We start from the raw sequence: 25,693 nt of genomic DNA, 5'->3' as shown, positions 1-25,693 counted from the left end.
CGGCGCCGGGAAATTCCCCGAATCCGTAAGCGGGGAATGAATTTGTAACAGAGGTTATGCGAGACGGCTTCTAAACTTGGTGACCTTTGAAGTTAGCAAAAAAGTGTAGGTTAGGCTAAGGCGTGATTTTTTCCATTTCCCAGTCGCCGCCCAGCGCTTTATACAGAGAAACCAAATTTAAGGTAATGGTACGTTCACTGCGACCTGTGCGTCTTGATACGTATAGGGTGCGTTGCGCATCGAGCAGCTCCGGATAAGCAGTCCAGCCTGGTGTTACACCGTCATTAACCGAATACTGCCGCCGCCACTTTGTCGGTTTTTAGTTGGACTCTACGACAATGATTTACTGTTCCGAAGTCGCGTCATCATGGCAAGACAGGATTTCGGCAGGGGCGAATACCGGTATTTCCGTTATCCGCTAGCGGATGTAATTGCTGAATTGCATCGCGCGTTGTATCCCCAGCGGAAGTGAACAGGGCGATGCAGGCATATTCGCCGTGCAGCGCCGCCCCCTACAGGGTAGGCGGCGTCACTATGCGCCGTGGCGTGAGTCGTATCCGTTCCGGTCAGCGCTACGCCCCGGGCATTATCTTTCACGATGCCGAATAACGGCATGCATCTAATTTAATCGCAAGAATCGGAGTCTCGAATATCGAATTTATCAGTATTGTCATACCGGCTTTTATTCGACGCAGGAGCAGTCGTCATGCGATATTCAACTAAGTGAACTGTTGTAACCGCCGGTCTGACGGCGATATTACTGATTTACGTATCGGAGAGTGTTAGCGGCGAAGACCCCAAGGTCGTCAGGCGATTTGCTATGACTGCGAAAGAGCGGTTAGGCAGCAAAGCGGCCGACAATCAACGCGTCAATAATTGCAAGGTGCCGCCGGAACGGCGGGGCGGTAAAATCCGTCCCGCTGGTTTAATGTTTTGACGCCGGATCGAAAACTCTCAATTAACAAGTAATGGAATTAACGCAAATTCACCGCTCCGGCGGCGATTGACTCACGCTGTTCGGTCACCGCCTCATTGGCGTATGCGCTTATCGTTCCGGTCTGACGCCAGGCATCGCGGGAGCGCAAGCAATTCAGTTGATTCGCATTGAGAACCCTTTTACCGATTTTCCAACCGATAGGATGTGCCATGGCACTAAGCTTAATCATAGGCAACAAAAATTATTCGTCCTGGTCGTTACGTCCCTGGTTGTTCCTGAAACACCACGGCATAGCGTTCGAAGAGGTGCGAATTCCCCTGTATCGCGACGATTCGCCGGCCCGCATCGCCGAGTTTTCACCTGCCGGCAAGGTGCCGGTGTTGTTGGACGATGATCTGACTGTATGGGATTCTCTGGCTATCCTGGAGTATCTGGCCGAACGCTTTCCGCAAACCCAGGGATGGCCCGCATTACCGTCTGAGCGCGCCAAAGCCCGTTCCCTGGCGGCGGAAATGCATGCGGGTTTCGCCAACCTGCGCAGCCACTGCGGCATGAATTGCCGCCGCCAACCTGCCGCCAAGGTGTTGCCCGACGTTGTTCACAAAGAAGTCGAGCGGATCGACCGCATCTGGCACGAATGCCGGGAAACCTACGCCGCCGACGGCCCCTGGCTGTTAGGCCGATTCGGTATTCTCGATGCCATGTACGCACCGGTCGCCTTGCGCTTTCATAGTTACCGATTGGGAGCGGGGCAGGTGGCTCAAGCTTACGTCGATACGGTGCTAAATCATCCGGCTGTCAAGGAATGGATAGCAGCGGGGCAAGCGGAAACCGAAATCATTCCGGCGTTCGAAGAATGAAGGCGAAGGTTTGGGGCGCGTTGTTGGCCGTTTATCTGGTATGGGGATCGACGTATTTGATGATCCGCTTTGTAGTCGAGACGCTGCCGCCATTTTTGTCGGCCGGATTGCGTTTTGTGGTGTCCGGCATCATTTTGCTGGCTTGGCGGCGTCTGGCCGGCGATGCCGTGCCGACCTGGCGGCAGTGGCGTTCGGCCGCCATTGTCGGCACTTTGTTATTGCTCGGCGGCAACGGCTTGGTCTGTTGGGCCGAACAAACCGTCCCGTCCGGCGTTGCCGCGCTGATCATCGGCGCCGTACCACTGTTTCTGGTGATTGCCGACGCGCTCAGGCCGAACGGCGTCAGACCGACGCTACGCGTATTGGCCGGTCTGTTCATCGGTTTCGCGGGGATTTACCTTCTGGTCGGACCGACGGCGTATTCGGACGGTATGCCGTTAAACATGGCCGGTGTGGCGGCGCTTTTACTGGCCAGTTTGCTTTGGGCAGCCGGTTCTATCTACAGCAAGACCGCGGATTTACCGAAATCGGCGTTGATGACGACGGGCGCGGAAATGCTGGCCGGCGGATTGGCCTTGTTGGTGGTCAGCGTCCTCAGCGAAAAATGGAGTGTCTTCAGCCTTGCCCAAGTATCGATCGACTCATGGCTGGCCTTGGCATATCTGATCGTATTCGGCTCGATGATCGGTTTCGCATCTTACGCTTGGTTGCTGCAGAATGCGCCGATTTCGCTGCTTGCAACCTATGCCTACGTTAATCCGCTGGTGGCGGTTTTTTTAGGCAACTGGTTCGCGCAAGAACCGCTAACGCCGTACATCCTGAGCGCAGCGGCGATCATCATCGGGGCTATCGTATTCATGAACAGCTCGCGCGGTTCACCGGCCAAGCCGGCAGCGGCGCGAGGCGTGGGGGAATGACGCACCTCAACCGGCTGACGAATCGTCTCTAGGCTCATCTGTCCACGACGTTCGCCAGCTCGTCGTCGAAAATACCGGGCATTTCATTGTGTATGGATCAACCCGCGATACTGTGTGCGAGCTACAGGCGTTTTTGAACACTATGCGAGATGAAATTTAGGCTATTTGCATTCTAGGCTTGGAAAGCAGCTCGACTCATGTTTTCAGACTGCACTGTTTTGTGCAAAACACGGTTGGATTGTAACTGGGTGTAATAGCTTGTTATGTGTAAAAGTTGGTTGGGAGTAATGCCCGTTATCGGCCAATACCTGTCGGTCGGGGTCACAATCCAATTTCCATAATTAAGTCATCTTTTGACCCATTTGGCTGTCCGGTATTCGGCGAGCCAATTGAAAATATCACTGCTTCACTACGGCCAGCAGTGGTCGTCTCGACTTTATCGATTCGATGCCCGTAATGGGGCAAGCTCTGCTGGAAGCTGCAACGGAAGCGAATTAGCGATAATGGCTTCCCATAGTTGATAGACTCGGCTGGTGTTGGTTAGCGGAATCATTCCACCTTTGAATGTTTTATCTAAGGCTTTTGCCTGTAAGTATGCTCTGCCGACTGCTTCAAGCGGAAAATGCTCGCGTTTCAAGCGTGTCTTGTTATATCCCCCAAGCCGATCTCGTAAAGATTTCTCTACTTCTTTTGCATTGTCTAATTCCGACACTGTATCTTTGTCTGCGTGGTGAAGCAGCAGCCAAAGCTCAAAACAAGGCTTGCTTAAAGCGATGGATACGCCCTTTTCTTTAGCTTCTTTGATGATTCGCCTAAATTCTTTTATGTGCGGGCCACTTACATAATGGTCAGTGTCTAACAGCATCCAGCGTTCGTCTTCCTCTTCGTGTTCGATACTCTCCAGACGCTGTAGAACATCAATAGCGTGGCATCTGTTCTCATCCAAAGGTGTTTCAACCACATGTACTTGCACCCTTGCGAGCCGGAAAAAATCGAAATATTGCTTCGGCGCATAGGAGTCATCGCTGGCGACAATAAACAGCCTGTCGTCGCGCAAAGTGCCAATATCTCTGTTTAACGGCCTAGGCTTTAGGTCTTTGATTAAACTCATTGAGACAAATTTTCATTTCCTAACAATGCGTTCAAATCGCCCAAAAATGGAATGGCACCATATCGACCTTGCAGGTAACGCCTACGAATGTCTTGGTCTGTTCGAACGTTAAAATCAGCCAAGGAATAAAGATGACTGGCTCCGGCTTGGTCTTTTTCCACAAACCATATTTCATCGCGACGCAGCAGTTCCAAATCCAGCAAATTCGATTCGTGCGTGGTGATTATGATTTGATGCCTACCACCTTGGCAGGATTTTAGAAAAAACTCCAAAAATTGCTTGGCAAGAATAGGGTGCATGCTACGGTCAATTTCATCAATAAAAAATACCGCATTGCTTGTTTGCAAGAAGTGTAATGCTGGCAGGAGATTTAATAGACGACGAGTGCCGTCGGATTCCTCACTCAAGTCCAATGAAATTACCTTGCCCGGTTGGTGCTCATGAGCTGCTTGAATGCTTAATCGATAAAAATGGTTTTCCTCGATACGCTCGATCAAAAGTTCATTGCCTTGTTCAAGGCTAATGACGGCGGTACCGTCTTTATCTTCAACTATATCTTCCAATAGCTTGGAAACGAATTTTTTTGGCAAAAGGTTACGTAACTCTTCTTCGCTGATTTCGGTTTTTTGCGGTTGCAAATGTGTTATCCCGGTAGAAGCTGCTCTAAGAAAATCTCCGGCAAATGTTAAGAACGTCGAATCACTAGCTAATAAGTGTCCAAGCGAACCGAAAGAGGAATCGGGCCCGATGAATGTCAAATTGTCATCGAACCAGTTAATTACATTTGCTAACTCACCGTCATAATCTGCGCTATCCAGTGTTGCCTGAATGGTTGCTAGGAACGATTGGTTTTGCAGTCCGCCGACTGTAAACAGAGCACCTAGCTTACCCTTCTTAAATTTTGTCTTGCCGGCTTCAACACGTACATTGCCTTGTTCATCAGTTATTCGTTCATACAGACTTTTTTGTTTAGAGCCGACTACTTCGTACAACCATTCTTCAATAATTTTATAGTCGTCGATTTTTGCTCCATAGCGGTAAAGTTTACTATCAACAATAAATTGAAGATCGAACACAGAAGGTTCGTCCGCTTCAGCTCCAAAGCGGAATTTTTCCCGCTCCATGCCGCTGTTTTTTTTCCTTGGCTTGAGAGCGATAGTTCTGAGATAGCGGAGCGCATTAAAAAGGTTGGATTTCCCTGCGCCGTTTGCGCCGTATAGAACAGCTGTTTTAAGTACTTTTTCTTTGGTACCAGGAATAGAACATGCATGATCTTCATGACTGCCACTAAGACGATTGCTGGCAACCAGCGACAATGTCTGTTCTGAAGAAAAAGAACGGAAATTGGAGACAGAAAACGAGATAATCATGTGCTTATATGTGGCTTTTTCACAGAATTTAATGCTTAATGATGAAATATTAGGTGATATTAGCACGGAATCTGTGATTTTATCGCATCATAATTATTACGTATTTGCATGCATTCGGTTTGTAAAACGTGCACCCTGATCGCTTGCGAGTTCGATATAGCTTGCGAGCATTACGCGCTGCTGGCCGGATTCGTGAGGTCACTAGTGGCTGCTTTGTAGCCCTCCAGTTCGCAGAATCTGGCTTTGGTCGACTGGCGGCTTTGGAGAAGCGCGAGTGGCAAAAATGGGTCGGGATAAGACGATCCTGCCTTGCCTTACCAAACGGTGAATTTTCCGCGCACTGAAATCCAACCAAACCAAACTGGACTTAACATTACATCCCAGCGGCTTTCATTCCAAGCTCAGAATGCACATGGCCGAAATTTATTTAGCCGATATTCGCCGCCCGACACTTTAGTGCCGAAATTGGACGTGCCAAGACTATCGGTTACTTTGTTTCAAAAGGTTGAGCACTGTCCGTTTCCCAGCCGCCGCCCAGCGCTTTATAGAGGGCAACCAGATTCAAGCTGACTGTACGTTCACTGCGTACCTGTTCATCTTGGGACAAATACAACGCGCGTTGTGCGTCGAGTAAATCCGGATAACCAGACCAGCCCTTGGCATAGCGTTGGTTGGCGAGCTCGACAGCCCTTTGGTTTGCGCTGACTTCTTGTTGCAGCAAGCGGTAGTGCTCTTGCTCTTTTGCATAGGCTAGCAGGGCGTTCTCAACCTCTTCAAAGGCAGTGAGGACGATTTTTCGGTAATTCAGCAATGCCTGGTCTTGCGCCTCCGATTGAGCGCTGAGATTGGCGAGTACTCGGCCGGCATCGAAAATCCGCCATTGCACAGTTGGACCGATAGACCAGGTGCGGCTAGCGGGCAGGAAAAAGTCGCTGACGCTGACGCTGGTGGCACCTACCGATCCGGTGAGAGAAAACTTCGGGAACAGCTCGGCTTTGACTTGGCCTATGCGGGCCGTCTCGGCGGCCAGCAAGCGTTCGGCCTGCAAGATGTCGGGGCGGCGCAGCAGCAGGTCCGACGGCAGCCCGACCGGCACCTGGGGCGGCGCTGCCGGAATAGCCGCCGTTACGCCCAGCTCCGCACTCAAGGCAGCGGGATTTTGCCCCAGCAGCACGCCCAGGCGGTGAATCGACGATTGCAGCGAGGTCTCGAGCGCCGGCGCTTGCGATTGTATGTTCGCCAGCAGCGCCAGCGCCCGTTGTAATTCCAATTCCGCCGCCGATCCGTGATTCACGCGGCTGCGGATAATCTTGACCGTTTCTTGCTGTGCGTTAATCCGGTCTTGCAGTATCGCCAGCTGCCGCTGTGTGCCCCGAGTTAGCGTGTAATAGCGCGCCACCTCGGATAGCAAGCTGACCAGCACGTCGCGGCGGCCGTATTCCATCGCGCTCAACTCGGCCGTTGCCGCTTCGATTGTCCGGCGTTTGCCGCCGAACAGATCGATTTCCCACGCAGCGTCGAAGCCGGCTTTGTAAACATCGTTTTCAAACGGGATGTTGGAGGATGTAGGCAGCGATCCCAGAATAGGCTGATTTTCGCTTTGTTTTTGCCGGGCATAGGCGCCGGACGCGCTCAGCGTCGGCCATAAGTCCGCCTCGGCAAAGCCTTGCTGCGCCCGGGCCTGACGGACGCGGGATTCGGCGATGCGTAGGTCGAGGTTGGCCGTAACCGCACGCTCGATCAGGGCGTTTAATTCGGCATCGCCAAACAGCTTCCACCAGTCGCCCGGCCTATCGTTTTGGCTGGCGATTTCCTTGGAAAGCTGGCCGCTCCATTGTGCGGGTGCATTGGAATCCGGAGGCCGGTAATCCGGACCAACGATACATCCGCCGGCCAGAAGCATGAACAATGCGGGAGTCGCGGCTTTTATTTTCATAGGCGTATTGGTCTTGAAGTCTTAATTGAGTAGCCGACGGTTTTCAACATTCAAGCCAAGCGGCGGCGGAATAAGTAATTGGCCGCACTCAAGGTCGCGATGGCGATAATCACCAGTGGATAGATGTTGGGCAACAGCGCCATAGGGCCTATGTCCTTGAGGAAAACGCCCTTTACGATGACGATAAAATGGAGCAGCGGATTGATCCAGTCCAGGATTTGCAGCCAGCCCGGCATGTTGTCGACCGGCGAGGCGTATCCCGATAGCAGGATGGCCGGCATCACAAAGCAAAACAACCCCAGAAATGCTTGTTGTTGCGTCGCGCAAACCGATGAAATCAACAGCCCGAATCCGGACAGCGCCAGACAATAAAAAATCATGCAGCCGTAAAGGAGCAACAACGATCCGGCAAACGGCACGCGGTAGACGAAAATGGCGGCCAGCAAAATAATGGTTCCCTGCATCACCCCCACCAACACGGCCGGAATAATTTTGCCGATCATGATCATGGCGGGCGTCAACGGCGAGACCAGCAATTGATCGAGCGTGCCTTGTTCGCGTTCGCGGGCGACCGAAAGCGCGGTGACGATGAGTGCGTTGATCGAGGTGATGAGGGCGATCAGGCTGGGCAGGATGTGCCGGAGATAATCCAGATTGGGATTGAACCAATGCCGGACAACCAAGCTTGACGGTGGGTATTTTTGCGCGGTTGCAAACCGTTCATTGCTGTAGTCGTTGACGATTTGTTGCAGGTAGCCCAGGGCGATTTGGCCGCTGTTGGAGCGGCGGCCGTCGAGTATGGCCTGAATCCGCGGTGTGCGGCCTGCGGCGAGGGCGCGCGAAAAATCCTGGGGAAAACGGATCACGATCAGCGCTGTCTGGTTGTCAATGGCATTGCGCACCTCGGTTTCGCTGTAAAGCGTGATCAGTTCGCTAAAGGCCCGGGCCTGCGAGAAACGCTGCATTAATTCCGCGGACTCGCGGCCGGAATCTTCGTTAAAGATGGCCAGCGTGTTGTTTTTGACTTCCAACGTCGCCGCAAACGGGAACAGCGCCAGTTGCAGAAATACCGGCACTATCAACACCATGCGGCTTTGCCGGTCTTGCAGCAGCATTTCGAGTTCTTTGACGACGAGCGTCAGGATACGTGCAAACATGATTACTCCAAACGGCGATGGGTTTTTAGCGCCGTCAAGCCGATGAAAAAGCTGCCGGCAAACACCAGAAACAGTCCGCTGTCCAATAAAACCGGCGCCACGTTGCCGGCTTGGAAAAGCGTTTGCATGGCGTTTACAAAATAGCGGGCCGGGATCAGATAGGTGGCGGCCTGAATAACGGCGGGCATGCTGCGGATTTCGAACAGGAAACCCGACAGCATCATGGCGGGCAGGAAGGCGGCATTGAGGGCGGCTTGGGCGGCGACGAACTGGTTGCGCAGCACGGTGGAGAGCAACAGCCCCAAGCCAAGGCTGCTGGCCAGAAACAGCGAACCTATCGCCCACAAGATCAGCAGCGAACCGCGAAACGGCACGTGCATCATTAAGGCCGCAACCCCGACGCACAAGAACAGCGAGACGATGCCCAGCAGGTAATAAGGCAGCAATTTGCTTAACAGCAATTCGGTACGGGTAACCGGCGTGGACAGCAGCGCCTCCATTGTGCCGCGTTCCCACTCGCGCGCCACCACCAGCGCGGTCAATAGCGAGCCGATCACGGTCATGATGATGGTAATCGATCCCGGAATCAGGTAGTTCCGGCTGTCGGCGGAGGGGTTAAACCAAAAGCGCGGTTCGATGCTGATAGCGGCAGGCGGCGTTTCGCCGCGTTCGCCGGCGCGTTGCCGCAGCCAACCGCTCCAGGCGCCGGTTACATAGTTTTGCACGAAGTTGGCGGTGTTGGGTTCCGTGCCGTCCGTTATTGCCAGCAGCGGCGCGGTGCCGGCCGGCTGCTTGAGTTTTTCGGCAAAATCCGCCGGCACCACCACAAAGCCGCGGATCCGACCTTCTATCAACGCCTGCTCAACCTCGGCCTGAGTTTCGGCGGCGTGTACGACAAAATAGGCGGAGCCGTAAAGATTGTCGGCAAAGCGCCTCGCTTCCGGGCTGGTGTCTTCCAGCACCAAGCCGATATGTACGGAGGTGGAATCGAGGTTGATGCCGTAACCGAAGATAAACATCATCACCACCGGCAGAACGAAGGCGATGAGGTTGCTGCTGGGATCGCGCAGGATTTGCCAGGTTTCCTTTCGGCAAAGGGCGCGCAGCCGGCGAAAGGACACGGGCGATTTCATATCGGGACCTCCGCGGCATGTTGTTGCACCAGCGCAATAAACGCGTCTTCCATCGACGGATCGGGATTGTGCGGCGACGCGATTTGTGTCTTGAGTTGATCGGGGGAGCCGGCCGCGATGACTTTGCCGCGATACACCAAGGCGATGCGGTCGCAATATTCGGCTTCGTCCATGAAATGCGTCGTCACCATGACGGTGACGCCTTTTTCGACGATGCCGTTGATATGGGTCCAAAACTCGCGGCGGGTTACCGGATCGACGCCGGAAGTGGGTTCGTCCAGAAACAGAATCGCCGGCTGATGCATGACGGCGCAGGCCAACGCCAAGCGCTGTTTGAATCCGAGCGGCAGGGTATCGGGAGTCGTGCCAAGGTATGGTTGTAGCTTGAATACTTCGATCATTTTCGCTACGGCGGTTTTTTGCCCGGTACCGCGTAAACCATATACGCCGGAGAAGAACTTCAGGTTCTGTTCGATGGTGAGATTGCCGTATAGCGAAAATTTCTGCGCCATGTAACCCAGGCGTTGCCGGGCTTCGCTGCCGCTGGTTTTGAGATCGATGCCCATGACACGCGCCGTCCCGGAGGTAGGCGTCAGTAGTCCGCACATCATGCGAAAGGTCGTCGATTTGCCGGCGCCGTTAGGACCGAGCAGACCGAAGATTTCCCCGCGTTTGACGGCGAAATTGACCTGGTCGGTCGCGATAAAGTCGCCGAAACGTTTGCTTAGCGCTACCGCTTCCACCACCGTATCGGCATCGCCGAGCAGCGGCTGCAGGCTTTGTGCCAGCACCGAATCGCCGCCGGGGCCGCCGCCCAAGGCCTCGATAAACGCATCCTCGAAGCGCGGCGCGACGGTTACAAGTTCCGCCGCGTCGCCGGCATCGAGTTCATCGAGGGGAGGACGGCCCGCGCCGCCGCGTAGCACTAGCCGAACGGCGTGACCTTGAATGACGCCATCCGAAACTTCGGGCCGGCGCAACGCTCTAGCCAGCAATTGCCGGCGATTGCCGCTCAGCCGTCTGATTTGCAGGCTGCGATCGTGAATACGCTGGGTGAGATCCGCCGGCTTGCCGGAGAAGATCAATTGTCCGTCGTTCATCAACAGCACTTCCGCGCACAATTCCGCTTCGTCCAGATACGCGGTGCTCCAGACTACCGCCATGCCCTGAGCGATCAGTTCATGCACCATTTTCCACAATTCGCGCCGCGAAATCGGATCGACGCCCACGCTGGGCTCGTCCAGCAGCAGCAACCTGGGACGGCCCAACAGCGCGCAGGCCAGGCCGAGTTTTTGTTTCATGCCGCCGGACAGGTTTCCCGCCAATCGGTTGGTGAAGCGGGCCAGATCGGTAAATGCCAGCAGACGCTTGAAGGTGGCGACGCGCTCGTCACCTATTAGCGCCCGCAGATCGGCGTGGAGTTCGAGGTTTTCGAGCACCGACAAATCTTCGTAGAGGCCGAATTTTTGCGGCATGTAGCCGATGAAGGCACGTAGTTTGTCCGCATCGCGAATCGGGTCGCAATGGTCTATGCAAATAGTGCCGGACGTCGGTGCCAGCAATCCGGCCATCAGCCGGATGAGCGTGGTCTTGCCGGCTCCGTCAGGCCCGACCAAGCCGGTAATTTGGCCGGGCCTGATGACGGCCGAGACGCAGTCCAACGCCGGTTTGGCCGCAAGCGGGAAGTTTTTCCGGACAGAATCGAGCGTTACCAGCGCATCGCCCGTCATGGAATTACCGTGCCTGCCGCACTTTCATCGAGCGTGACGGTTACCGGCATGCCCTGGCGCAGCCCGTCGTCGGGATTTTCCACAACGATGCGCAAGCGGTAGACCAGCGAGGTGCGCAATTCCTCGGTTTCCACGGTCTTGGGGGTAAATTCGGCACGAGGGGAAATGTAACCTATCCGGCCCTTATAGTGCTTGTCGGCCGAGGAATCGCTACGGATTTCGGCCTGCATGCCCGGATGGATGCGCCCCAGGTCGGGCTCATGGATATAGGCGCGTACCCAAACCGGATTCAGCAGGGACAGCGTGAAAACCGGCGTGCCTGCTTGCAAGATGGCGCCGGCCTCTTGTGCCCGGGTGAGAATCACGCCGTCGGCCGGTGCGGTTAATACCGTATCGTTCAATTGCAGTCCGGCAGTTGCCAATGCCGCTTCGGTTTGAGCCAGATCGGCTTTGGCTTGGCTAATATCCTCGCTGCGAAACCCGGCTTCCAGGAGTGCCAAATTGTCGCGCGCGGATTTAAGCCTCGCCTGGGCCTCTCTATGGTTGGCTTCCGCATTGTCGCGCTCTTGGGCCGAGACGCCTTTGTCGGCCAGCAAGTCCTCGGCCCGCTGGAACAAACGCTCGGCATTGACGGCGGTGGCTTCGCGCTCGCGGACCAGCGAGCGGGCCTGGGCAATTTCCTGCGGCCGATTGCCGGTTTCCCGCAGCTTCAGACGCGCCCGCAACGAGTCAACCTGAGCCTGAACGCTGGCGGCCTGAAGGCGATAAGGCTCGTCGTCCAGCCTGGCCAGCACTGCGCCGGCTTCGACTTTATCCCCCTCGTCATAGTGCAGTTGCGCCAACTTGCCGGAAACGCGAAAACCCAGGGTGACTTCGCGTATGTCGACATTGCCGTACAGTGTCGGCAAGGTGTCATTTTCGCCCCGATACGTGCGATAAACCCAGACTGTACTACCCGCAATGGCGAATAAAACGATGACGAAAGATAGGGTCTTTTTCACTAGGATGCCTCATCAATGATAGGTACATGCGAGAGGGTTACGCTGTTGTCCGCAATGCTTGACCGGATCGGTGCAGTACAATTTAGCGGCATTGTTCTACTCGCCCAAACTGTAATTCAACCCGGCTTCACCCATGCCACGCCGAACCGAAGCAAGGAGGCGGCGGGCGAGACTCAACAGGTCGTCGATCGCGGTGTAGGCCACCGGAATCACCACCAGACTCAGCGCGGTCGATGTCAGCAAGCCGCCGATCACGGTAATCGCCATCGGTGCCCGGAAACTCGGGTCCGCGCCCAGGCCGAGCGCGATCGGCAGCATGCCGGCGCCCATCGCGATGGTCGTCATCAGGATCGGTTGCACCCGCTTGCGGCAACTGTCGATCACCGCGTCCAGCCGGCTCAGACCGTGCTCGCGGCGGGCAATCATCGCGTATTCGACCAGCAGGATCGAGTTTTTGGTGACGACGCCCATCAGCATCAACAGCCCGATCACACTCGGCATCGCGAAGCTGCCGCCGGTCATCAGCAAGGCCAGAAAAGCCCCGCCCAGCGATAAGGGCAGCGCGCCGAGAATGGTCACCGGCTGACTGAAGTCGCCGAACAACAATACCAGCACCACATAAATGCACAACACGCCAATGGCCATCGCCCCGCCGAAACTGCCGAACAACTCGTTCATCCGTTGCGCATCGCCCGATTCTATCGTGCGCACGCCGGCCGGCAGATTTTGCAGCGTCGGCAATTGCATGGCCTCGGCCAACACGTCGCCGACCGCCCGCTCGCCCAACTCGATGTCGAAGGTGGTATTGCGCATCCGGTCCAGCCGGTCGATTTGCTGCAAGCCGCCGGCCAGGCGAATGTCGGCCAGGGTGGCCAAACTGACGCTGCCGCCGCGTCCGGCCACCCGCAGTTGGCCGATTTCGTCCAGACTCCGGCGGACGGATTCGGCCAGCCGCACCCGAATCGGAATTTGCCGTTGCGGCAGATTCAGCTTGGCCATCACGTTGGAGTAATCGCCGTAACTGGCGACCCTCACCACGTCGGCCAAGGCCTCGACCGTGACACCCAATTCGGCGGCCTTGCCGAAATCCGGAGTGATTTGAATTTCCGGGCGTTGCAGGCTGGCGCTGGAGGTAATGTTCCCGAGACCGCGCAGTTGCCGCAACTCAAGCTCGACCGCATCGGCGGCCCGGCGTAAGGCTTGCGGATCGTCGCTGGCCAGCGTCAGTTGCAATTTCTCGCCGCTGCCGCCGGCACCGACGGCCACCCGCACGCCGGGCAGATCGGCCAGTTTCTCGCGAATCGCCGCCTCGACCGCCGCTTGTTTATACGGGCGTTCGGCGCGGTCGCGCAGACTCAAGGTCAAGGTGGCCTTGCGCACTTCGTAGTTGGTGGTGGCGGCATCCGCGCCGCCGCCACCGCTACTGGAGACGCCGGCCGCGGTGAACACCTGGGTGACGTCGGGCAATTCGCGCAAGCGGCGTTCGGCCTCGACGGCGACACGGCGGGTTTGCGCCAGCGAACTGCCCGGCGGCAATTCCAACGAAACCTTGGTCTGACTGTTATCCGCCGCCGGCACGAAGCCCTTGGGTAGCAAGGGCATCAGGCTCAAAGAACCCACCACGAACACCAACACGCCGACGCCGACCGTCATTCGATGGCTCAGACACCACTCGACCGCCCGCAGATAAATACGCATCGCCGCGCTGTCGCCGCTATCGCGTTCCGGATGCGGCTTCAGCAGATAGGCCGCCATCATCGGCGTCAGCAAGCGCGCCACCAACAACGACGCCAGTACTGCGGCGGCGGCGGTCATGCCGAATTGGCGAAAGAATTTGCCCGGTATGCCGCCCATGAATGCGGTCGGCAAGAACACCGCCACTAGGGTAAACGTGGTGGCGATCACCGCGAAGCCGATTTCGTCGGCGGCGTCCATCGCCGCTTGCAACGGCGTCTTGCCCATCCGCAAGTGGCGGACGATGTTTTCGATTTCGACGATGGCGTCGTCCACCAAAATCCCCACCACCAAGGCCAGGGCCAGCAGCGACAGAATGTTCAGGCTGAAGCCGAAATACCACATCGCCGCGAAGGTCGGCAAAATCGACAAGGGCAAGGCGACCGCCGCGACCAGCGTCGCCCGCCAATCCCGCAAAAACCACCAGACCACAATGACAGCCAGGAAGGCGCCTTCGTAGAGCAAATGCATGGAGCCGGTAAAGTTGTCTTCGACCGGCTGCACGGTGTCGAAGGCCTCGCGGATTTGCACTTGCGGATGCGCGGCGGCAAACTCGGCCAGCGCCGCGCGCACCGCTTCCGCCACGGTGACTTCGCTGGTGCCTTTGTTGCGGACGATGTCGAAGCCAACCACCGGCTTGCCGTCCAAAGTCGCGTAGGTGGAACGCTCGGCGATGGTATCGCTGATGTCGGCGATTTGGTCCAGTTTGATGTGGCTGCCGTTGCTCAGCGGAATGTCCAGGTTGCGCAGCTCGCCGGCCGTCGCCACCCGGCCCAGGGTGCGCACCGCTTGCACGCCGCCGCCGATGTCGCCGCGGCCGCCGGACGCGTCTTGCTGTACTTTTTTCAGTTGCGTCGCCACCTCGCTGACCAGCGCGCCCAAGCCCGCCATCCGCACCGGGTCCAGGTCAACGTGCACCTCGCGATCGACGCCGCCGGTGCGGGTGACCTTGCCGACGCCGGTCACCGCCAACAAGCGCTTGCTGACGTCGTTATCGACGAACCACGACAAGGCCGCTTCGTCCATGTTGTCGGCGCTGACCACGTAGGTCAAAATTGCGCCGCCGGCGGTCGTGGTCTTAGAGACGATGGGCGCCGCCATCGCCGACGGCAATTCCGAGCGGGCGCCGTCCACCGCGTTGCGCACTTGATTTAGCGCCTCCTCGGAATTTTTATCGATGTTGAACTCGACCTTGATCGAAACCGAACCGTCGGTGATCGTGGTGCGCACGTGCTCGACGCCGCCGATCGCGGCGATCTTGTCTTCGATCTTGCGCGCCACTTCGGTTTCCAACTGCGCCGGCGCCGCGCCTTCCAGAGTAGCGGCGACGGTGATGGTCGGCACTTCGATGTCCGGAAAGTTTTGTTTGCCCAATTGCTTGAGACCCATGCCGCCCAGGATGGACAGCACCGCGAACAACAACAGACTGGGTACCGGCTTGCGGATGGCCCATGCGGAAAAATTCATGATTTTACTCCCGCGCCCGAAACCGCTCGACACGGCGCTTGGGCGCTGATAAATGGTGATGCGTTCGGCATCGTGGTTGAAAAAGCTGCCGTTGGCAGGCGCCCGCGGGCGCTTTAACTGACGGATTGCTTAGACCCGGTTTAGATCTTGGGCGTAACGTTGACGATGTCGCCGTCCTTTAAAAATGCGCCGCCGCCGGCAACCAAATGGGCATCGCCGGCAATCCCCTCGCGGATTTCCACCCAGTCGCCCACCCGGCGGCCGGTCACCACGTTGCGCTGTATCACCGTTTGAGTCCCGGTGGCGACCGAGGATTCGGCGATTTCGAACAAATAATCGCGGCCGTCCCGTAAAACCAGCGCGGTCTGCGGCACTACCAAGGCAGCCTGTTCGCCGACGGCGATGCTGCCTTGCAAATACATGCCCGGTTTGGCGGCGGCATTGGGAATATCGACGTAAACCAGCGCGTTGCGGGTAGCGTCGTCCACGGTTGGCGCGGTCATCCGCACAGTGCCGCTCACCCGGCCGCCGTCCGGCAAGCTCAATTCAACGGTTTGGCCGGGCCGAATTTGAGCGAGCTGCTGGGCGTTGACCTCGGCCCGCCACTCAACCCGTCCCTGCCGCACCAGCCGGAACAACTCGGTGCCCGCCGTCACCACATCGCCCATGCCGGCGCCGCGCGCCGAAATCACGCCGTCGTCCGAGGCAACGATGTGGGTCTGGCGCAAGCGAATCCGCTGGTTTTCCAACTCGGCTTCCGCCAAGGCCAGATCGGCGCGGGCGGTTTGTTCGGCGATAACGTATTCGTCGATTTTCTGCGACGATAGCGCGCCACTGTCTTGAATTTCGCGGGCGCGGGCGGCGTCGGCGCGGGCCTTGGCCAAATTCGCCCGGCTTTTATCGACGCTGGCTTGTTGTTTGTGCAGTTCGGCAACGACGGTGTCGTCGGCCAACACCGCCAAATCCTGACCGCGCTTGACCCGGTCGCCAACATCGACCAAGACTTGCTTGATGCGCAAACTGCCGATTTCGGCGCCGATTTTGGCTTCCTGCCAAGCCGCCACCGCGCCGTTGACCTTGATCGTGGTCGGCCAGTCTTGCTGACTGGGCGTCAGCGTTTCGACCGCCAGCACCGCCTTGGATCTGGCGGCGATCGCCGCCGGCGCGGGCGCGCTGGTCAGGGCCGGTAACGCAATGCTCAGTCCGGCCAAGGTCAGGCCGGCAATCCAGGTCGGTAACGAAAATGTTTGATGGATATTCATAGTGACTCCTCGCTCCGGGTCTCGCCCGCGCTCAATTGCGTATCCTGGGCGCGCCAACCGCCGCCCAAAGCCTTGTACAACGCGATCCAATACCGCACGCGATTTTGTTGTTGCGCGATGTAACTGATTTCTTGCGCGATCATTTGCCCGCGCGCATCTTCCAACGACAGCAGACTCAGCCCGCCGGCCCGCCAATTCAGCTCGGCCGCCCGAAAATACTGGCGGTATTGCTCGGCGCTACGGCCTTCGACGCGTTCCCGTTGCTCGGCGCCGTTCAGATTGACCAAGGCTTGCTCGACTTCCTTGATCGCGGCGCGAATATCGCTCCGGTAACTGGCCCATGCGCTGGCATAGGCGGCTTCGGCGCTATCGACCTTGGAGCGCAATTCGCCGCCGTCGAAGATCGGCAAGGTCACGGTCGGGCCGATCGACCAGGTGTTGCTGCTCAGGGTCAAGCCGGTGGTTTCGGTTTTGCGCTTGCCGATCGAACCGGTCAGGCTGACGCTGGGATAGCGCTTGGCGACCGCGTTGCCAATGTCGGCGCTGGCCGCCGCCAGCTTGCGCTCGTCGGCGGCCAGATCAGGACGCTGAGTCAATAGATCGGCCGGCACGCTATCCACCCGGAATTGGGTCGGGGTCGGTATACCGCTGCCTCGATCCAACCAAGCGCGCAACTCGGTCTCGGCCAGGCCGGTCAACGCCACCAAGGCTTTAACCGTGTTGTCGCACTCGACGCGTTGGGCGATCAGACTGGATTCGCTGGCGTGCAGGCTGGCCTCGGCCAAGACCGCGTCGGCCGGTGACGAAAAACCCGCGCCGGCCAGGACGCCGGTCAAGCGCGCGGTATCTTGCTTCGAAGCGATCGCGTTTTGATAGGCTGTCACCGTCAGTTGGCAGGCCCGGTAACCGACGTAATCGCTCGCCACTTCCGCCGCCAGACTCACTTTAGCGTTGTGTCGGGTCATTTCGGCCGCATCCAGCCGGGCCTGCTCGGCTTGGCGGCCGAAGGCAAATTTGCCGAACAAATCCAGCTCCCAGCTGGCGTCCAGGCTGCCGGACAGAATTTGGGTAATCCCGCTATTGAAGCTTGACCCGCTAGTGCCGGTGGTTTGCGCGCTGGTTCCGCTAGAGGAGCCCCCCTTGGAACGACTGAATGCGCCATTCGCGGTCAAGCTGGGCATGCCGCCGGCTTCGGCGCTGGCCAGGTTGGCGCGCGCCGAAGCAATGCTCGCCACCGCTTGATCCAGCGTCGGATTATCCTGTTCGGCGGCCTGTAGCAAGCGGGTCAACACCGGATCGTTGAACTGGTGCCACCAGTCCAGCCGTTCCGCCGCGCCGTCGGCCTCGGTGCGCCGAACTTGCCATTGCGCCGGCGTGTCGACGGCCGGTCGAACGTAATCGGGGAACACGCTGCAGCCGGCCAGCGCGCCGCCGGCCAGCATCGTCATGATCGCGGCCTTCATGACGGCCTCCGGCCGGCAATGCCGTATAAAAACACCTTCACCACGAATTCGACGTGGGCGCGCGCATCCCAGTCGGCCTCCAGAATGCCGAACAAGGCTTTGTTTCGCGGCTCGGCAATCAACATTTCCAAAAACAAGGCCGCCGCCGGCTCGAACTCCACTGCCGACAACCCGGTATCCCCGGCGTGCCGGTGCAGGTAAGCGGCGATCATCTCTTGAATGCGCTTGGGGCCGGTGTTCTTGATCAGTTCACTCAGTTCCGGAAACCGGCAGGCTTCGGCGACGCCCATTCGGTAAAACGAGATCATGTCGGGCTGCATGACTTTGCCCAGCAGCTTTTCGCCGAGCGCGATCAAGCCGTCGCGGCACGACAGATCCTGTAAATTTTCGATACCTTGCATTTCGGAAATGTCGGTTTCGACCAGCCTATCGACTGACGCCAGCATTAATTCCGCCTTGTTTTTATAGCGTTCGTAAATGGTCCGGGTCGAAACCCCGGCCGCCACCGCGATTTTGGCGATGCTGGCGGCGGCATAGCCCTCGCGCATGAACAACACCAGGGCCTGATCCAGCAAATGATCGTTGCGCTCGGCTTCGGTACCGGCTTTCGGCCGTCCCACCTTGGGTTTGTTAAGCGTTGTCGCTGTCATGGTCTGCTCCGGGAAAATAAAAATAAAACGTTTCGTTTTTATTATTTCCGAACAAACTCTTTTTGGCAAGAGCTAAACCCAAAAATTTACAGCTGTTTTCGCAAATTTACGCTTTCCGGCGCGGCTGACTTAAGCGCGTCGGGGTGGATAGCGGGAGAGTAGTGGAGATCGGTAAGCTTTTTTTCGAGCGCGGCCCGGCATTGGGCATGAAATATTCGGAAGATTATTTTGCCGCCGCCATCGAAGCCGGCCGGTTGCGTTCGGCGGACCCGCGGATTGCAGCGATGCATTTTCGCGGCTTATTGGAGTCGGAAGTATACGAGCCTTGGTTGCTGAACATCTTGCATGAACTCCCGCCTGATTTGATTCACGACGTGGTCGATCACGCCGTCGACGTGTTCATGAGGGCATACGGGCCGAATGGCAACTGAGCGACAGGAAGCAATGACCGGCCTGGGATGAAAGCAGTGTTTTTATCGCAACAGGTGCCGGTTCGGAATAACCTGGACATTCGTTGCTGCCAGATGCAAGACCGGCTCTAGCTCCGACTTTCAAGTACCAAATTGTCGAGCTCGGCGCCGGCCGGTTTAGAAAAAGACTCTGAATAACCGTTGAATTTGCTCGAATTCGTATAAATACGGCTTAGCAACGTCGTGATTGGCTGCGATGACTATCAAATCGTGCGAGAACACCGAGGTGTTGTACCAATTGAAGCTGCCTTCTATGACGATGTAGTCGTCGATGACGCAGTATTTCGAATGGATGGGTGAGTAGGGTACCGGAAGGTCGTCTCGCCCGTACACCAAGCCAACTCTGATTCCGGCCCATTTCAGGCGCTGCACCGCAGGCAGCAACGGTCGGTTTTGTTCTTCGTGCATCGGTCGTTCCACACCGACCCGACCTTGTCTGGCCAGATGCCCGTTGAACAGAATTTGTACGTCGACGCCGCGTTGTTTGGCTTGAACGAGGGCGTTGATCACGCTGTCGTTGTGGTCGCCCAACAAATCGCCAATCAGAAACAAGCAGATTTTGATCGAATGCCGAGCCCGGTGAATTTCCGCCAAAATGGCGTGATGCGGCCTATACAGCTTGCCATTGGCCATCGTCTGCCGGCCGAAGGTATACAGCAAATTGAACGGCGCCAGAGGATCGATGCCGTATTTCTGGATAACCCCGCCGCGCTGGCTTTGAAAAATGTTGTCCAGCAAACGGCATACACCCTTGGAGTGAAACGTCATGCCGGATTCCCAGTTGGCCCACCAACGATCGAAGGTGATGTTGAACGAACCCAGGATGCAGTCTTCATCGTTGAAAATGACGAATTTGGTATGCATGTCGGGTTCGACTTCGATCAGGTGATGTTTGGGCGTGCAAAACACCCCGACCAATTCTACGCCGGAACGCTTCAAATTGGCGTAAGTCGGGCTGTTGGTCAAGGTCATCTTGCGCCAATCCACCACGCATTGCACCCATACGCCTTGGTGACTGGCGTGTACCAAATGATTGACGAAGTCGTTGTCGTCTATGCAATCCACACTGACTTTAATCGTGCACAAACGATTCGGATTGTCGCGCTTGGCGATAATGACTTTATCGATATGATCGTGGATGAAGCGTTTGGGATGATAAGGGTGGTATTGCTGACCCTTGGTAAATTTCGGAATCAGATGCAAGGATTCGAAATGATGATTGTACCAATCCACGTCCGCTTGCAACTGTCCGGCGTCCAGTTCGTAGGTGCGGTAATGGTTGACGGTTGCGTGCTCGTCGCTAATGGTGCGTTGCTGATGTAAGCCGTCTTGCAGTTGGTACCAATCCATGAATATGTATTCGTTGCGCGACGGAATTGAACGCTCGCCCAGATGCACGACAAACGCAAATTTAATGCAATTAATTTTTCCGAACTGATTGGAATAGGGGTGTACGAAAAAATCCCGGCTAGCCCGTTTGTGGCGGTCCCAATGCACGTCGAAAGCATCGGTATCGACGACAAAGGTTTCGCAAATCGACTCGCGGTATACCCGCAAAATGATTTTCAGATTGGCGGACATGCCGTAATGCATGTCGAATTCTATTCGCCCCCAGCGCAGGCTGAACGTATCTTTAAAATCGTTAACCCGCTGAAAGAAACCTCCCAGCTTTCCAAACACCGGTTTTGCGTATTGTTCTGCTACTGGCATAGTGCGATCCAAACTCAAGCTAAGCGGAATTATGCACCAAATAGGCTTTCGTATCAGAACTGCCGTTTAGAGAACGGCATTTTTTTATCTGTCAATCGTCCGGAGCAAGGAAATGCACAAAAATCTTATTGACTTCATTCACGAAACTGATAATTTTAAACCGTTATTTTTTTTCAAATAACAGGTCCGGATAGCGGCTTTTACCGTGCTAATGGACTGGCCAAACATCTCTCTCGTAGATAGGAGGTTTTTATGAATAAAATAACCCCTCACTTGATCAGAGACTTAGATTCCACCTTGCCTGCAGGCACCGAATGCTATCTATGTTCTACTGTACGTAGGGCCTTGGCTAAACACCGTAATGGCAAAGAACCGATGGCTTATATTCCCAAAGACCAAGCGATCTCCATATTGGCTTCCCGCTTGGGCCGCGGCCTTGAAAGGTTTCTAACAAAAGACGTACGGGCGATGTTGCCTCACTCACAACTGTTCAATCCCGAAAAACTGGCTTGATCGAAGTTTATTTAACATTGCTGAACACTTAATCCAGATACCGATAATCCCCCTTTTTAGGGGGATTTCTTTGTGGGCGTATAATTTGCTTACCGGAGTTCGGCGTCATTCACTTACCGCAAACCTTATGTCCTTAATCCAGCAAAACAGCATTCCATTAACCGGCCAAGCCTTAATCGATACCGACCATGGCGAGTTCATCGCGCTGGTCAATCAATTGGATAGCGCGAGTAACGCCGAATTTCCGGCCTTGTTCAAGCAGCTCTACCAACATACCGAACGGCATTTCGACAGCGAAAACCGTTTGATGGAAGAGTCCGGTTTTCCGGCGGAAAGCGAACACAAAGGCGAGCATCAACGGGTACTGTCGGAATTCAAACAATTTCAAACCCGAATCGACAAAGGCTTGATTCCGTTCGGACGGGCCTTCGTCAAAGAGCGATTGCCGCAGTGGTTTGCCTTACACGTTGCCACCATGGACGCGGCCTTGGCCGCACATGTGAGATTGAATTCGGCGGCGCTGAAGCTTGATTGATTTTACCGAAACGAATGAATTGGCCGTTCCGCCGCGGCTCAACACCAAGCCGAAATACCGCGTAATTCGTAAAACTCTTTAACGAAATCGTCGAAGCGGTGCGACTCTATCGCATCGCGCATACCTTGCATCAATTCCAGATAATAATGCAGATTGTGGATGGTATTGAGCCGCGATCCCAGCATTTCCTTGCATTTGTCCAGATGTTTAAGATAAGCCCGCGAATAGTTTCGGCAGGTATAGCAACTGCAATGTTCGTCTAAGGGCCGAGTATCGAATTGGTATTGGCTGTTGCGAATTTTGATTACCCCGTAGCGGGTGAATAAATGGCCGTTACGAGCATTACGAGTCGGCATGACGCAATCGAACATGTCGACCCCGCGCCTGACCGCCTCCACTAAGTCTTCCGGAGTACCCACCCCCATCAAATAGCGCGGTTTGTCATGCGGCATGTTCGGCATTAATCCGTCCAGGGTGGCGAGCATTTCATGCTTGGGTTCGCCAACCGACAAGCCGCCAATTGCATAGCCGTCGAAACCGATGTCGGTCAATCCGCGAATGGACTCGTCGCGTAACTCCGGATACATCCCACCTTGTACGATACCGAATAACGCAGAATCGTTGCCGTCGTGAGCCAGTTTGCTGCGTTCGGCCCAACGCAAAGACAAGCGCATGGAGTCGGCTGCTTGCTGAAAGGTGGCGGGGTAGGGGGTGCATTCATCGAATATCATCACGATGTCCGACCCCAAATCCCGCTGCACCTGCATGGATTCTTCCGGGCCCATGAAGATTTTGCCGCCGTCTATCGGCGATTTGAACATTACGCCTTGCTCCGAAATTTTCCGCAAATCCCCCAAACTGAAGACTTGAAATCCGCCGGAGTCGGTCAAAATCGGTTTCTGCCAGCGCATAAAATCGTGTAAGTCGCCGTGCGCTTTCACGACCTGCATGCCCGGGCGCAACATCAAATGAAAAGTGTTGCCGAGAATAATTTGCGCGCCGAGCGCGTCCAGGTCTTCCGGCGTCAGCGATTTAACCGTCCCGTAAGTGCCTACCGGCATGAAGATCGGCGTTTCGACGATCCCGCGAGAGAAGGTCAGTTGGCCGCGGCGAGCTTTTCCATCGCGGCTTTTAAGGGTGAATTCCATGAAGTTACCGTTGAATGTTAACTGACGAATTATCCGAATTTTTGCCCTATCATGCCAGCTCGCTAAAACGGATCGGCGAGTCGTTTCTCGCCAACGCGTTGTCATAAGCTTGTTACATTGGCGAGACATCATAGAAACAGGTTATTGGTTGGTGTTAGCTCAGCATGATGTTACTTCCGGAAGGCTCATTCGATTTCGCATTGCAGGATGTTTTAAACAGGAACGATCACTTTCAATCGGTAACGGAAGGCGATGCCTGCGTCGGCAAAGTCGCGAGCTTGCTTCTGTATGTAGAGCCTGTCATGGCCGATAGCGGCTGTCTGCAGGTCTTGCAACGTTTCGTATCCGACGAAACCTTGCAGGCGGTCGCGATAGTCGACGACAAGCACAATGCGGTCGGCATTATCGATAGAGGTAAAATTTCCGACATCTTCTTACGGCCGTTTTCTCGCGATCTCTTGGGCAAAAAAGCGATTAGCGAGATTATGGATAAGCAACCCATCGTAGTCGACATAAAAACCGGCATCGACGACGTGGCGCGCATCATCATCGATTCCGGCGTTCGCCACATGGTAAATGGATTCATTATCCACGACCGTGGCGTTTATGTCGGCATGGCTACCGGCCTGTCTCTGCTCAAGGAAATAACCCACCGCAAACAGCGCGAACTGTTCATCATGGCGCATTACGATCTGTTGACCGGACTGCCTAATCGCTTGTTGTTCAAGGACCGTTTGCTGCAGGCTTGTCAAAATGCCAAACGGCTGGGCCATTTACTGGCGCTGATCTTCGTAGACGTCGACCGTTTCAAAGCCATCAACGACTCGATGGGACATGCGTTCGGCGACAAATTGCTGCAAAACATCGCCTCCCGGCTGGCCGCTAGCGTCCGGCAAAGCGATACCGTCGCCCGTTTGGGCGGCGATGAATTCGTGATCGTCCTGCAAAACGTCAAATCCTCTCAAGACGTATGCGGCATAGTCGGCGATATTGCCGAACAACTCCGTCAACCTATCCCGATTTACGAACGCGAAATTCACGTCACGACCAGCATGGGAATCGCCTTGTACCAGGATTATCAAGACAGCGCGGAGGAATTGGTACGCAAGGCTGACATTGCCATGTACGAAGTCAAGCAACGCGGCAGAAACGGTTACCTACTGTACGCGCCGGATATGGAACAACAAGACGACATCCGCATGTCGTTGGAAACGCAGCTGCGCATGGCGATAGACGGTGGAGAGCTGTCGCTGTACTATCAACCGCAAGTCGATCTCAAACAAAATTGCATGATAGGCGTAGAAGCCTTGTTGCGATGGAATCATCCGAATTTAGGCAGCATTTCGCCAGCGGTTTTCATACCGATTGCGGAAGAGACCGGCTTGATCATTCCGATAGGCGAATGGGCGTTAAAACAAGCGGTACAGCAGCATTTGGAATGGATTGCACAAGGCCTGCCGCCGCTGAGAGTGGCGGTCAACATTTCCGCCGTGCAATTTCAAGCCGATGGTTTTGCCGATAAAGTACGACGAATCGTTGCCGATAGCGGAATCGATCCGGCCTATTTGGAACTGGAGCTTACCGAAAGCGGGGTAATGAGCAGGGCGGAGCTGGCCATCAAGACTTTAACCGATCTGCGGGCGCTCGGGGTAAAGCTGGCAATCGACGATTTCGGCACCGGCTATTCCAGCTTGAGTTATTTGCGTCGGTTCCCTATCGATAGAATTAAGATCGACCAATCCTTCGTGCGCGACATTCACAACACGCCCGCCAATGAAGCCATAGTGAAAGCCATAATCGCCTTGGGCGACAGCTTGGGCTTGGAAATGCTGGCGGAGGGCGTCGAAAACCAGCAAGAATTAGCTTGGATCATGTCCCACCACTGCCGGGAAGCTCAAGGTTATCACTTTGCAAAAGCGCTATCGCCCGCAGATCTGCGTAGTTGGTATGCGCAATCGATAGTAATCAAATGTCCATAAACAGCATGGGCAAGCCGTAAGTCATCACGAAATAGCCAAATGCGGTAATCACGCTGGTACCGGTGCGGTAACCGAAAAATTGCCTGAAAATATAACTGACGATGGCGATGTACCAAGCCACTAGCGCTATCCCAAAGCCGATCGATACCTCTTCGCGATAGGATTGATGAGTCATGACCATCCAAAGATCCAACATTTCCGCGCCTATCGCCAAGGTCATGATGAAATTCTCGCAAACAAAAATCGACGTGAACAAATGACAGTAGTACTGCCATTTTTTCATCAGGACCAGCAACGTCGCGATGGTCGAAAAAGCCATTACCGTTCTTAACAACACCTCCAAGGTACCGTCTGCCGGATCGGCGATCAAACTTTCCACGATAATGCCGGATAGCAAATAAAAAGCGACGACTTTCCACATAAAACTGCGGGTTGGCGTCAAATGCGCCGGATTATTCAGAAACCAGCAGCTGGACAAGTATTGCAACAACAATGTCATAACTGAAACTAACGAAGTTAACCGAGCCGATTATTATATCCTTAGATTGTGTGCTGTTTTGCATGACCGTGTAGGCAAGCCAAACCGGCACGGTTAACCGGCGTTATCAAT

General features: G+C 55.6%; 21 protein-coding genes. 7 read left to right on the top strand and 14 right to left on the bottom strand.

From position 1 onward, the window contains the following. Positions 1 to 480: 480 nt before the first annotated feature. The 3 genes from F1E05_RS20900 (at position 481) to F1E05_RS10665 (ending at position 2,714) form a co-directional block, all read left to right on the top strand. The gene (locus F1E05_RS20900; RefSeq protein WP_197737355.1) at positions 481 to 609 is read left to right on the top strand and encodes a 2OG-Fe(II) oxygenase; all 129 of its coding nucleotides are present in this window, start codon (positions 481 to 483) and stop codon (positions 607 to 609) included. A gap of 537 nt (positions 610 to 1,146) precedes the next feature. Continuing rightward, positions 1,147 to 1,797 (top strand): glutathione S-transferase family protein, encoded by a 651-nt coding sequence (locus tag F1E05_RS10670; protein WP_150048289.1) that lies wholly within the window; start codon positions 1,147 to 1,149, stop codon positions 1,795 to 1,797. Next, positions 1,794 to 2,714 (top strand): EamA family transporter, encoded by a 921-nt coding sequence (locus F1E05_RS10665; protein ID WP_150048287.1) that lies wholly within the window; start codon positions 1,794 to 1,796, stop codon positions 2,712 to 2,714. The genes F1E05_RS10670 and F1E05_RS10665 overlap by 4 nt, the downstream gene beginning before the upstream one ends. Before the next feature lie 436 nt (positions 2,715 to 3,150). Here F1E05_RS10665 and F1E05_RS10660 read toward each other — a convergent pair whose 3' ends face one another. From F1E05_RS10660 to F1E05_RS10610, 11 genes are all read right to left on the bottom strand, one after another. Further along, positions 3,151 to 3,825 carry an RloB family protein gene (locus F1E05_RS10660; RefSeq protein ID WP_150048285.1) on the bottom strand — a complete coding sequence of 225 codons (675 nt, stop codon included), beginning with the start codon at positions 3,823 to 3,825 and terminating at the stop codon, positions 3,151 to 3,153. Further along, positions 3,822 to 5,195, bottom strand: coding sequence for an AAA family ATPase (locus F1E05_RS10655; RefSeq protein ID WP_150048283.1), 1,374 nt, complete (start codon positions 5,193 to 5,195; stop codon positions 3,822 to 3,824). The genes F1E05_RS10660 and F1E05_RS10655 overlap by 4 nt, the downstream gene beginning before the upstream one ends. A gap of 487 nt (positions 5,196 to 5,682) precedes the next feature. Then, positions 5,683 to 7,131: an efflux transporter outer membrane subunit gene (locus F1E05_RS10650; RefSeq protein WP_150048280.1), complete on the bottom strand. Its 1,449-nt coding sequence runs from the start codon at positions 7,129 to 7,131 to the stop codon at positions 5,683 to 5,685. Between the two features lie 50 nt (positions 7,132 to 7,181). Further along, the gene (locus F1E05_RS10645) at positions 7,182 to 8,288 is read right to left on the bottom strand and encodes an ABC transporter permease (protein ID WP_150048278.1); all 1,107 of its coding nucleotides are present in this window, start codon (positions 8,286 to 8,288) and stop codon (positions 7,182 to 7,184) included. Positions 8,289 to 8,290: 2 nt separating this feature from the next. Further along, the gene (locus F1E05_RS10640; protein ID WP_150048276.1) at positions 8,291 to 9,421 is read right to left on the bottom strand and encodes an ABC transporter permease; all 1,131 of its coding nucleotides are present in this window, start codon (positions 9,419 to 9,421) and stop codon (positions 8,291 to 8,293) included. After that, the gene (locus tag F1E05_RS10635) at positions 9,418 to 11,151 is read right to left on the bottom strand and encodes an ATP-binding cassette domain-containing protein (RefSeq protein ID WP_150048274.1); all 1,734 of its coding nucleotides are present in this window, start codon (positions 11,149 to 11,151) and stop codon (positions 9,418 to 9,420) included. The genes F1E05_RS10640 and F1E05_RS10635 overlap by 4 nt, the downstream gene beginning before the upstream one ends. Continuing rightward, positions 11,148 to 12,152, bottom strand: a complete 1,005-nt coding sequence (hlyD, locus tag F1E05_RS10630; protein WP_150048272.1) for a secretion protein HlyD — start codon at positions 12,150 to 12,152, stop codon at positions 11,148 to 11,150. Before hlyD ends, F1E05_RS10635 begins: the two co-directional genes overlap by 4 nt. Positions 12,153 to 12,248: 96 nt before the next feature. Beyond that, entirely contained in the window at positions 12,249 to 15,353 is a 3,105-nt protein-coding gene (locus F1E05_RS10625; protein WP_150048270.1) for an efflux RND transporter permease subunit, read from the bottom strand. A gap of 140 nt (positions 15,354 to 15,493) precedes the next feature. Next, complete coding sequence (locus F1E05_RS10620; RefSeq protein WP_150048268.1) at positions 15,494 to 16,615, bottom strand: efflux RND transporter periplasmic adaptor subunit; 1,122 nt, start codon at positions 16,613 to 16,615, stop codon at positions 15,494 to 15,496. Next, positions 16,612 to 18,078, bottom strand: a complete 1,467-nt coding sequence (locus F1E05_RS10615) for an efflux transporter outer membrane subunit (protein ID WP_150048266.1) — start codon at positions 18,076 to 18,078, stop codon at positions 16,612 to 16,614. The genes F1E05_RS10620 and F1E05_RS10615 overlap by 4 nt, the downstream gene beginning before the upstream one ends. Beyond that, positions 18,075 to 18,728 carry a TetR/AcrR family transcriptional regulator gene (locus F1E05_RS10610; protein ID WP_150048264.1) on the bottom strand — a complete coding sequence of 218 codons (654 nt, stop codon included), beginning with the start codon at positions 18,726 to 18,728 and terminating at the stop codon, positions 18,075 to 18,077. Before F1E05_RS10610 ends, F1E05_RS10615 begins: the two co-directional genes overlap by 4 nt. A gap of 143 nt (positions 18,729 to 18,871) precedes the next feature. Here F1E05_RS10610 and F1E05_RS10605 point away from each other — a divergent pair, with 143 nt between their 5' ends. Further along, on the top strand, positions 18,872 to 19,159 hold the full coding sequence (locus tag F1E05_RS10605; RefSeq protein WP_190303108.1) for a TetR/AcrR family transcriptional regulator C-terminal domain-containing protein: 288 nt from the start codon (positions 18,872 to 18,874) through the stop codon (positions 19,157 to 19,159). A 156-nt stretch (positions 19,160 to 19,315) separates the two neighbouring features. Here F1E05_RS10605 and F1E05_RS10600 read toward each other — a convergent pair whose 3' ends face one another. After that, positions 19,316 to 20,908: a phospholipase D-like domain-containing protein gene (locus tag F1E05_RS10600; protein ID WP_150048262.1), complete on the bottom strand. Its 1,593-nt coding sequence runs from the start codon at positions 20,906 to 20,908 to the stop codon at positions 19,316 to 19,318. Between the two features lie 252 nt (positions 20,909 to 21,160). Here F1E05_RS10600 and F1E05_RS10595 point away from each other — a divergent pair, with 252 nt between their 5' ends. Together F1E05_RS10595 and F1E05_RS10590 are read left to right on the top strand one after the other, a co-directional pair. Next, positions 21,161 to 21,421, top strand: coding sequence for a hypothetical protein (locus tag F1E05_RS10595; RefSeq protein WP_150048261.1), 261 nt, complete (start codon positions 21,161 to 21,163; stop codon positions 21,419 to 21,421). A 127-nt stretch (positions 21,422 to 21,548) separates the two neighbouring features. Next, on the top strand, positions 21,549 to 21,956 hold the full coding sequence (locus F1E05_RS10590; protein WP_150048260.1) for a bacteriohemerythrin: 408 nt from the start codon (positions 21,549 to 21,551) through the stop codon (positions 21,954 to 21,956). A 38-nt stretch (positions 21,957 to 21,994) separates the two neighbouring features. On the opposite strand, the gene tgt is transcribed toward F1E05_RS10590, so the two are convergent. Continuing rightward, entirely contained in the window at positions 21,995 to 23,104 is a 1,110-nt protein-coding gene (gene tgt / locus F1E05_RS10585; protein WP_150048259.1) for a tRNA guanosine(34) transglycosylase Tgt, read from the bottom strand. 164 nt (positions 23,105 to 23,268) lie between these two features. Here tgt and F1E05_RS10580 point away from each other — a divergent pair, with 164 nt between their 5' ends. Further along, complete coding sequence (locus F1E05_RS10580) at positions 23,269 to 25,083, top strand: putative bifunctional diguanylate cyclase/phosphodiesterase (RefSeq protein WP_232056624.1); 1,815 nt, start codon at positions 23,269 to 23,271, stop codon at positions 25,081 to 25,083. On the opposite strand, the gene F1E05_RS10575 is transcribed toward F1E05_RS10580, so the two are convergent. Beyond that, entirely contained in the window at positions 25,070 to 25,582 is a 513-nt protein-coding gene (locus F1E05_RS10575; protein WP_232056623.1) for a hypothetical protein, read from the bottom strand. The two genes, F1E05_RS10580 and F1E05_RS10575, sit on opposite strands and share 14 nt — an antisense overlap. Between the last annotated feature and the right edge of the window lie 111 nt (positions 25,583 to 25,693).

This window comes from Methylomonas rhizoryzae (genome assembly GCF_008632455.1).
Lineage (GTDB): Bacteria > Pseudomonadota > Gammaproteobacteria > Methylococcales > Methylomonadaceae > Methylomonas > Methylomonas rhizoryzae.
This window is presented reverse-complemented; position numbering and strand designations above follow the sequence as displayed.

Coding starts and splice junctions, on each gene's coding strand:
- F1E05_RS10645 (WP_150048278.1), bottom strand. CDS start 8,288: ATGTTTGCACGTATCCTGACGCTCGTCGTCAAAGAACTCGAAATGCTG.
- F1E05_RS10610 (WP_150048264.1), bottom strand. CDS start 18,728: ATGACAGCGACAACGCTTAACAAACCCAAGGTGGGACGGCCGAAAGCC.
- F1E05_RS10640 (WP_150048276.1), bottom strand. CDS start 9,421: ATGAAATCGCCCGTGTCCTTTCGCCGGCTGCGCGCCCTTTGCCGAAAG.
- F1E05_RS10600 (WP_150048262.1), bottom strand. CDS start 20,908: ATGCCAGTAGCAGAACAATACGCAAAACCGGTGTTTGGAAAGCTGGGA.
- F1E05_RS10635 (WP_150048274.1), bottom strand. CDS start 11,151: ATGACGGGCGATGCGCTGGTAACGCTCGATTCTGTCCGGAAAAACTTC.
- F1E05_RS10655 (WP_150048283.1), bottom strand. CDS start 5,195: ATGATTATCTCGTTTTCTGTCTCCAATTTCCGTTCTTTTTCTTCAGAA.
- F1E05_RS10590 (WP_150048260.1), top strand. CDS start 21,549: ATGTCCTTAATCCAGCAAAACAGCATTCCATTAACCGGCCAAGCCTTA.
- tgt (WP_150048259.1), bottom strand. CDS start 23,104: ATGGAATTCACCCTTAAAAGCCGCGATGGAAAAGCTCGCCGCGGCCAA.
- F1E05_RS10615 (WP_150048266.1), bottom strand. CDS start 18,078: ATGAAGGCCGCGATCATGACGATGCTGGCCGGCGGCGCGCTGGCCGGC.
- F1E05_RS10670 (WP_150048289.1), top strand. CDS start 1,147: ATGGCACTAAGCTTAATCATAGGCAACAAAAATTATTCGTCCTGGTCG.
- F1E05_RS20900 (WP_197737355.1), top strand. CDS start 481: ATGCAGGCATATTCGCCGTGCAGCGCCGCCCCCTACAGGGTAGGCGGC.
- F1E05_RS10625 (WP_150048270.1), bottom strand. CDS start 15,353: ATGAATTTTTCCGCATGGGCCATCCGCAAGCCGGTACCCAGTCTGTTG.
- F1E05_RS10665 (WP_150048287.1), top strand. CDS start 1,794: ATGAAGGCGAAGGTTTGGGGCGCGTTGTTGGCCGTTTATCTGGTATGG.
- F1E05_RS10595 (WP_150048261.1), top strand. CDS start 21,161: ATGAATAAAATAACCCCTCACTTGATCAGAGACTTAGATTCCACCTTG.
- F1E05_RS10620 (WP_150048268.1), bottom strand. CDS start 16,615: ATGAATATCCATCAAACATTTTCGTTACCGACCTGGATTGCCGGCCTG.
- F1E05_RS10650 (WP_150048280.1), bottom strand. CDS start 7,131: ATGAAAATAAAAGCCGCGACTCCCGCATTGTTCATGCTTCTGGCCGGC.
- F1E05_RS10660 (WP_150048285.1), bottom strand. CDS start 3,825: ATGAGTTTAATCAAAGACCTAAAGCCTAGGCCGTTAAACAGAGATATT.
- F1E05_RS10575 (WP_232056623.1), bottom strand. CDS start 25,582: ATGACATTGTTGTTGCAATACTTGTCCAGCTGCTGGTTTCTGAATAAT.
- F1E05_RS10580 (WP_232056624.1), top strand. CDS start 23,269: ATGATGTTACTTCCGGAAGGCTCATTCGATTTCGCATTGCAGGATGTT.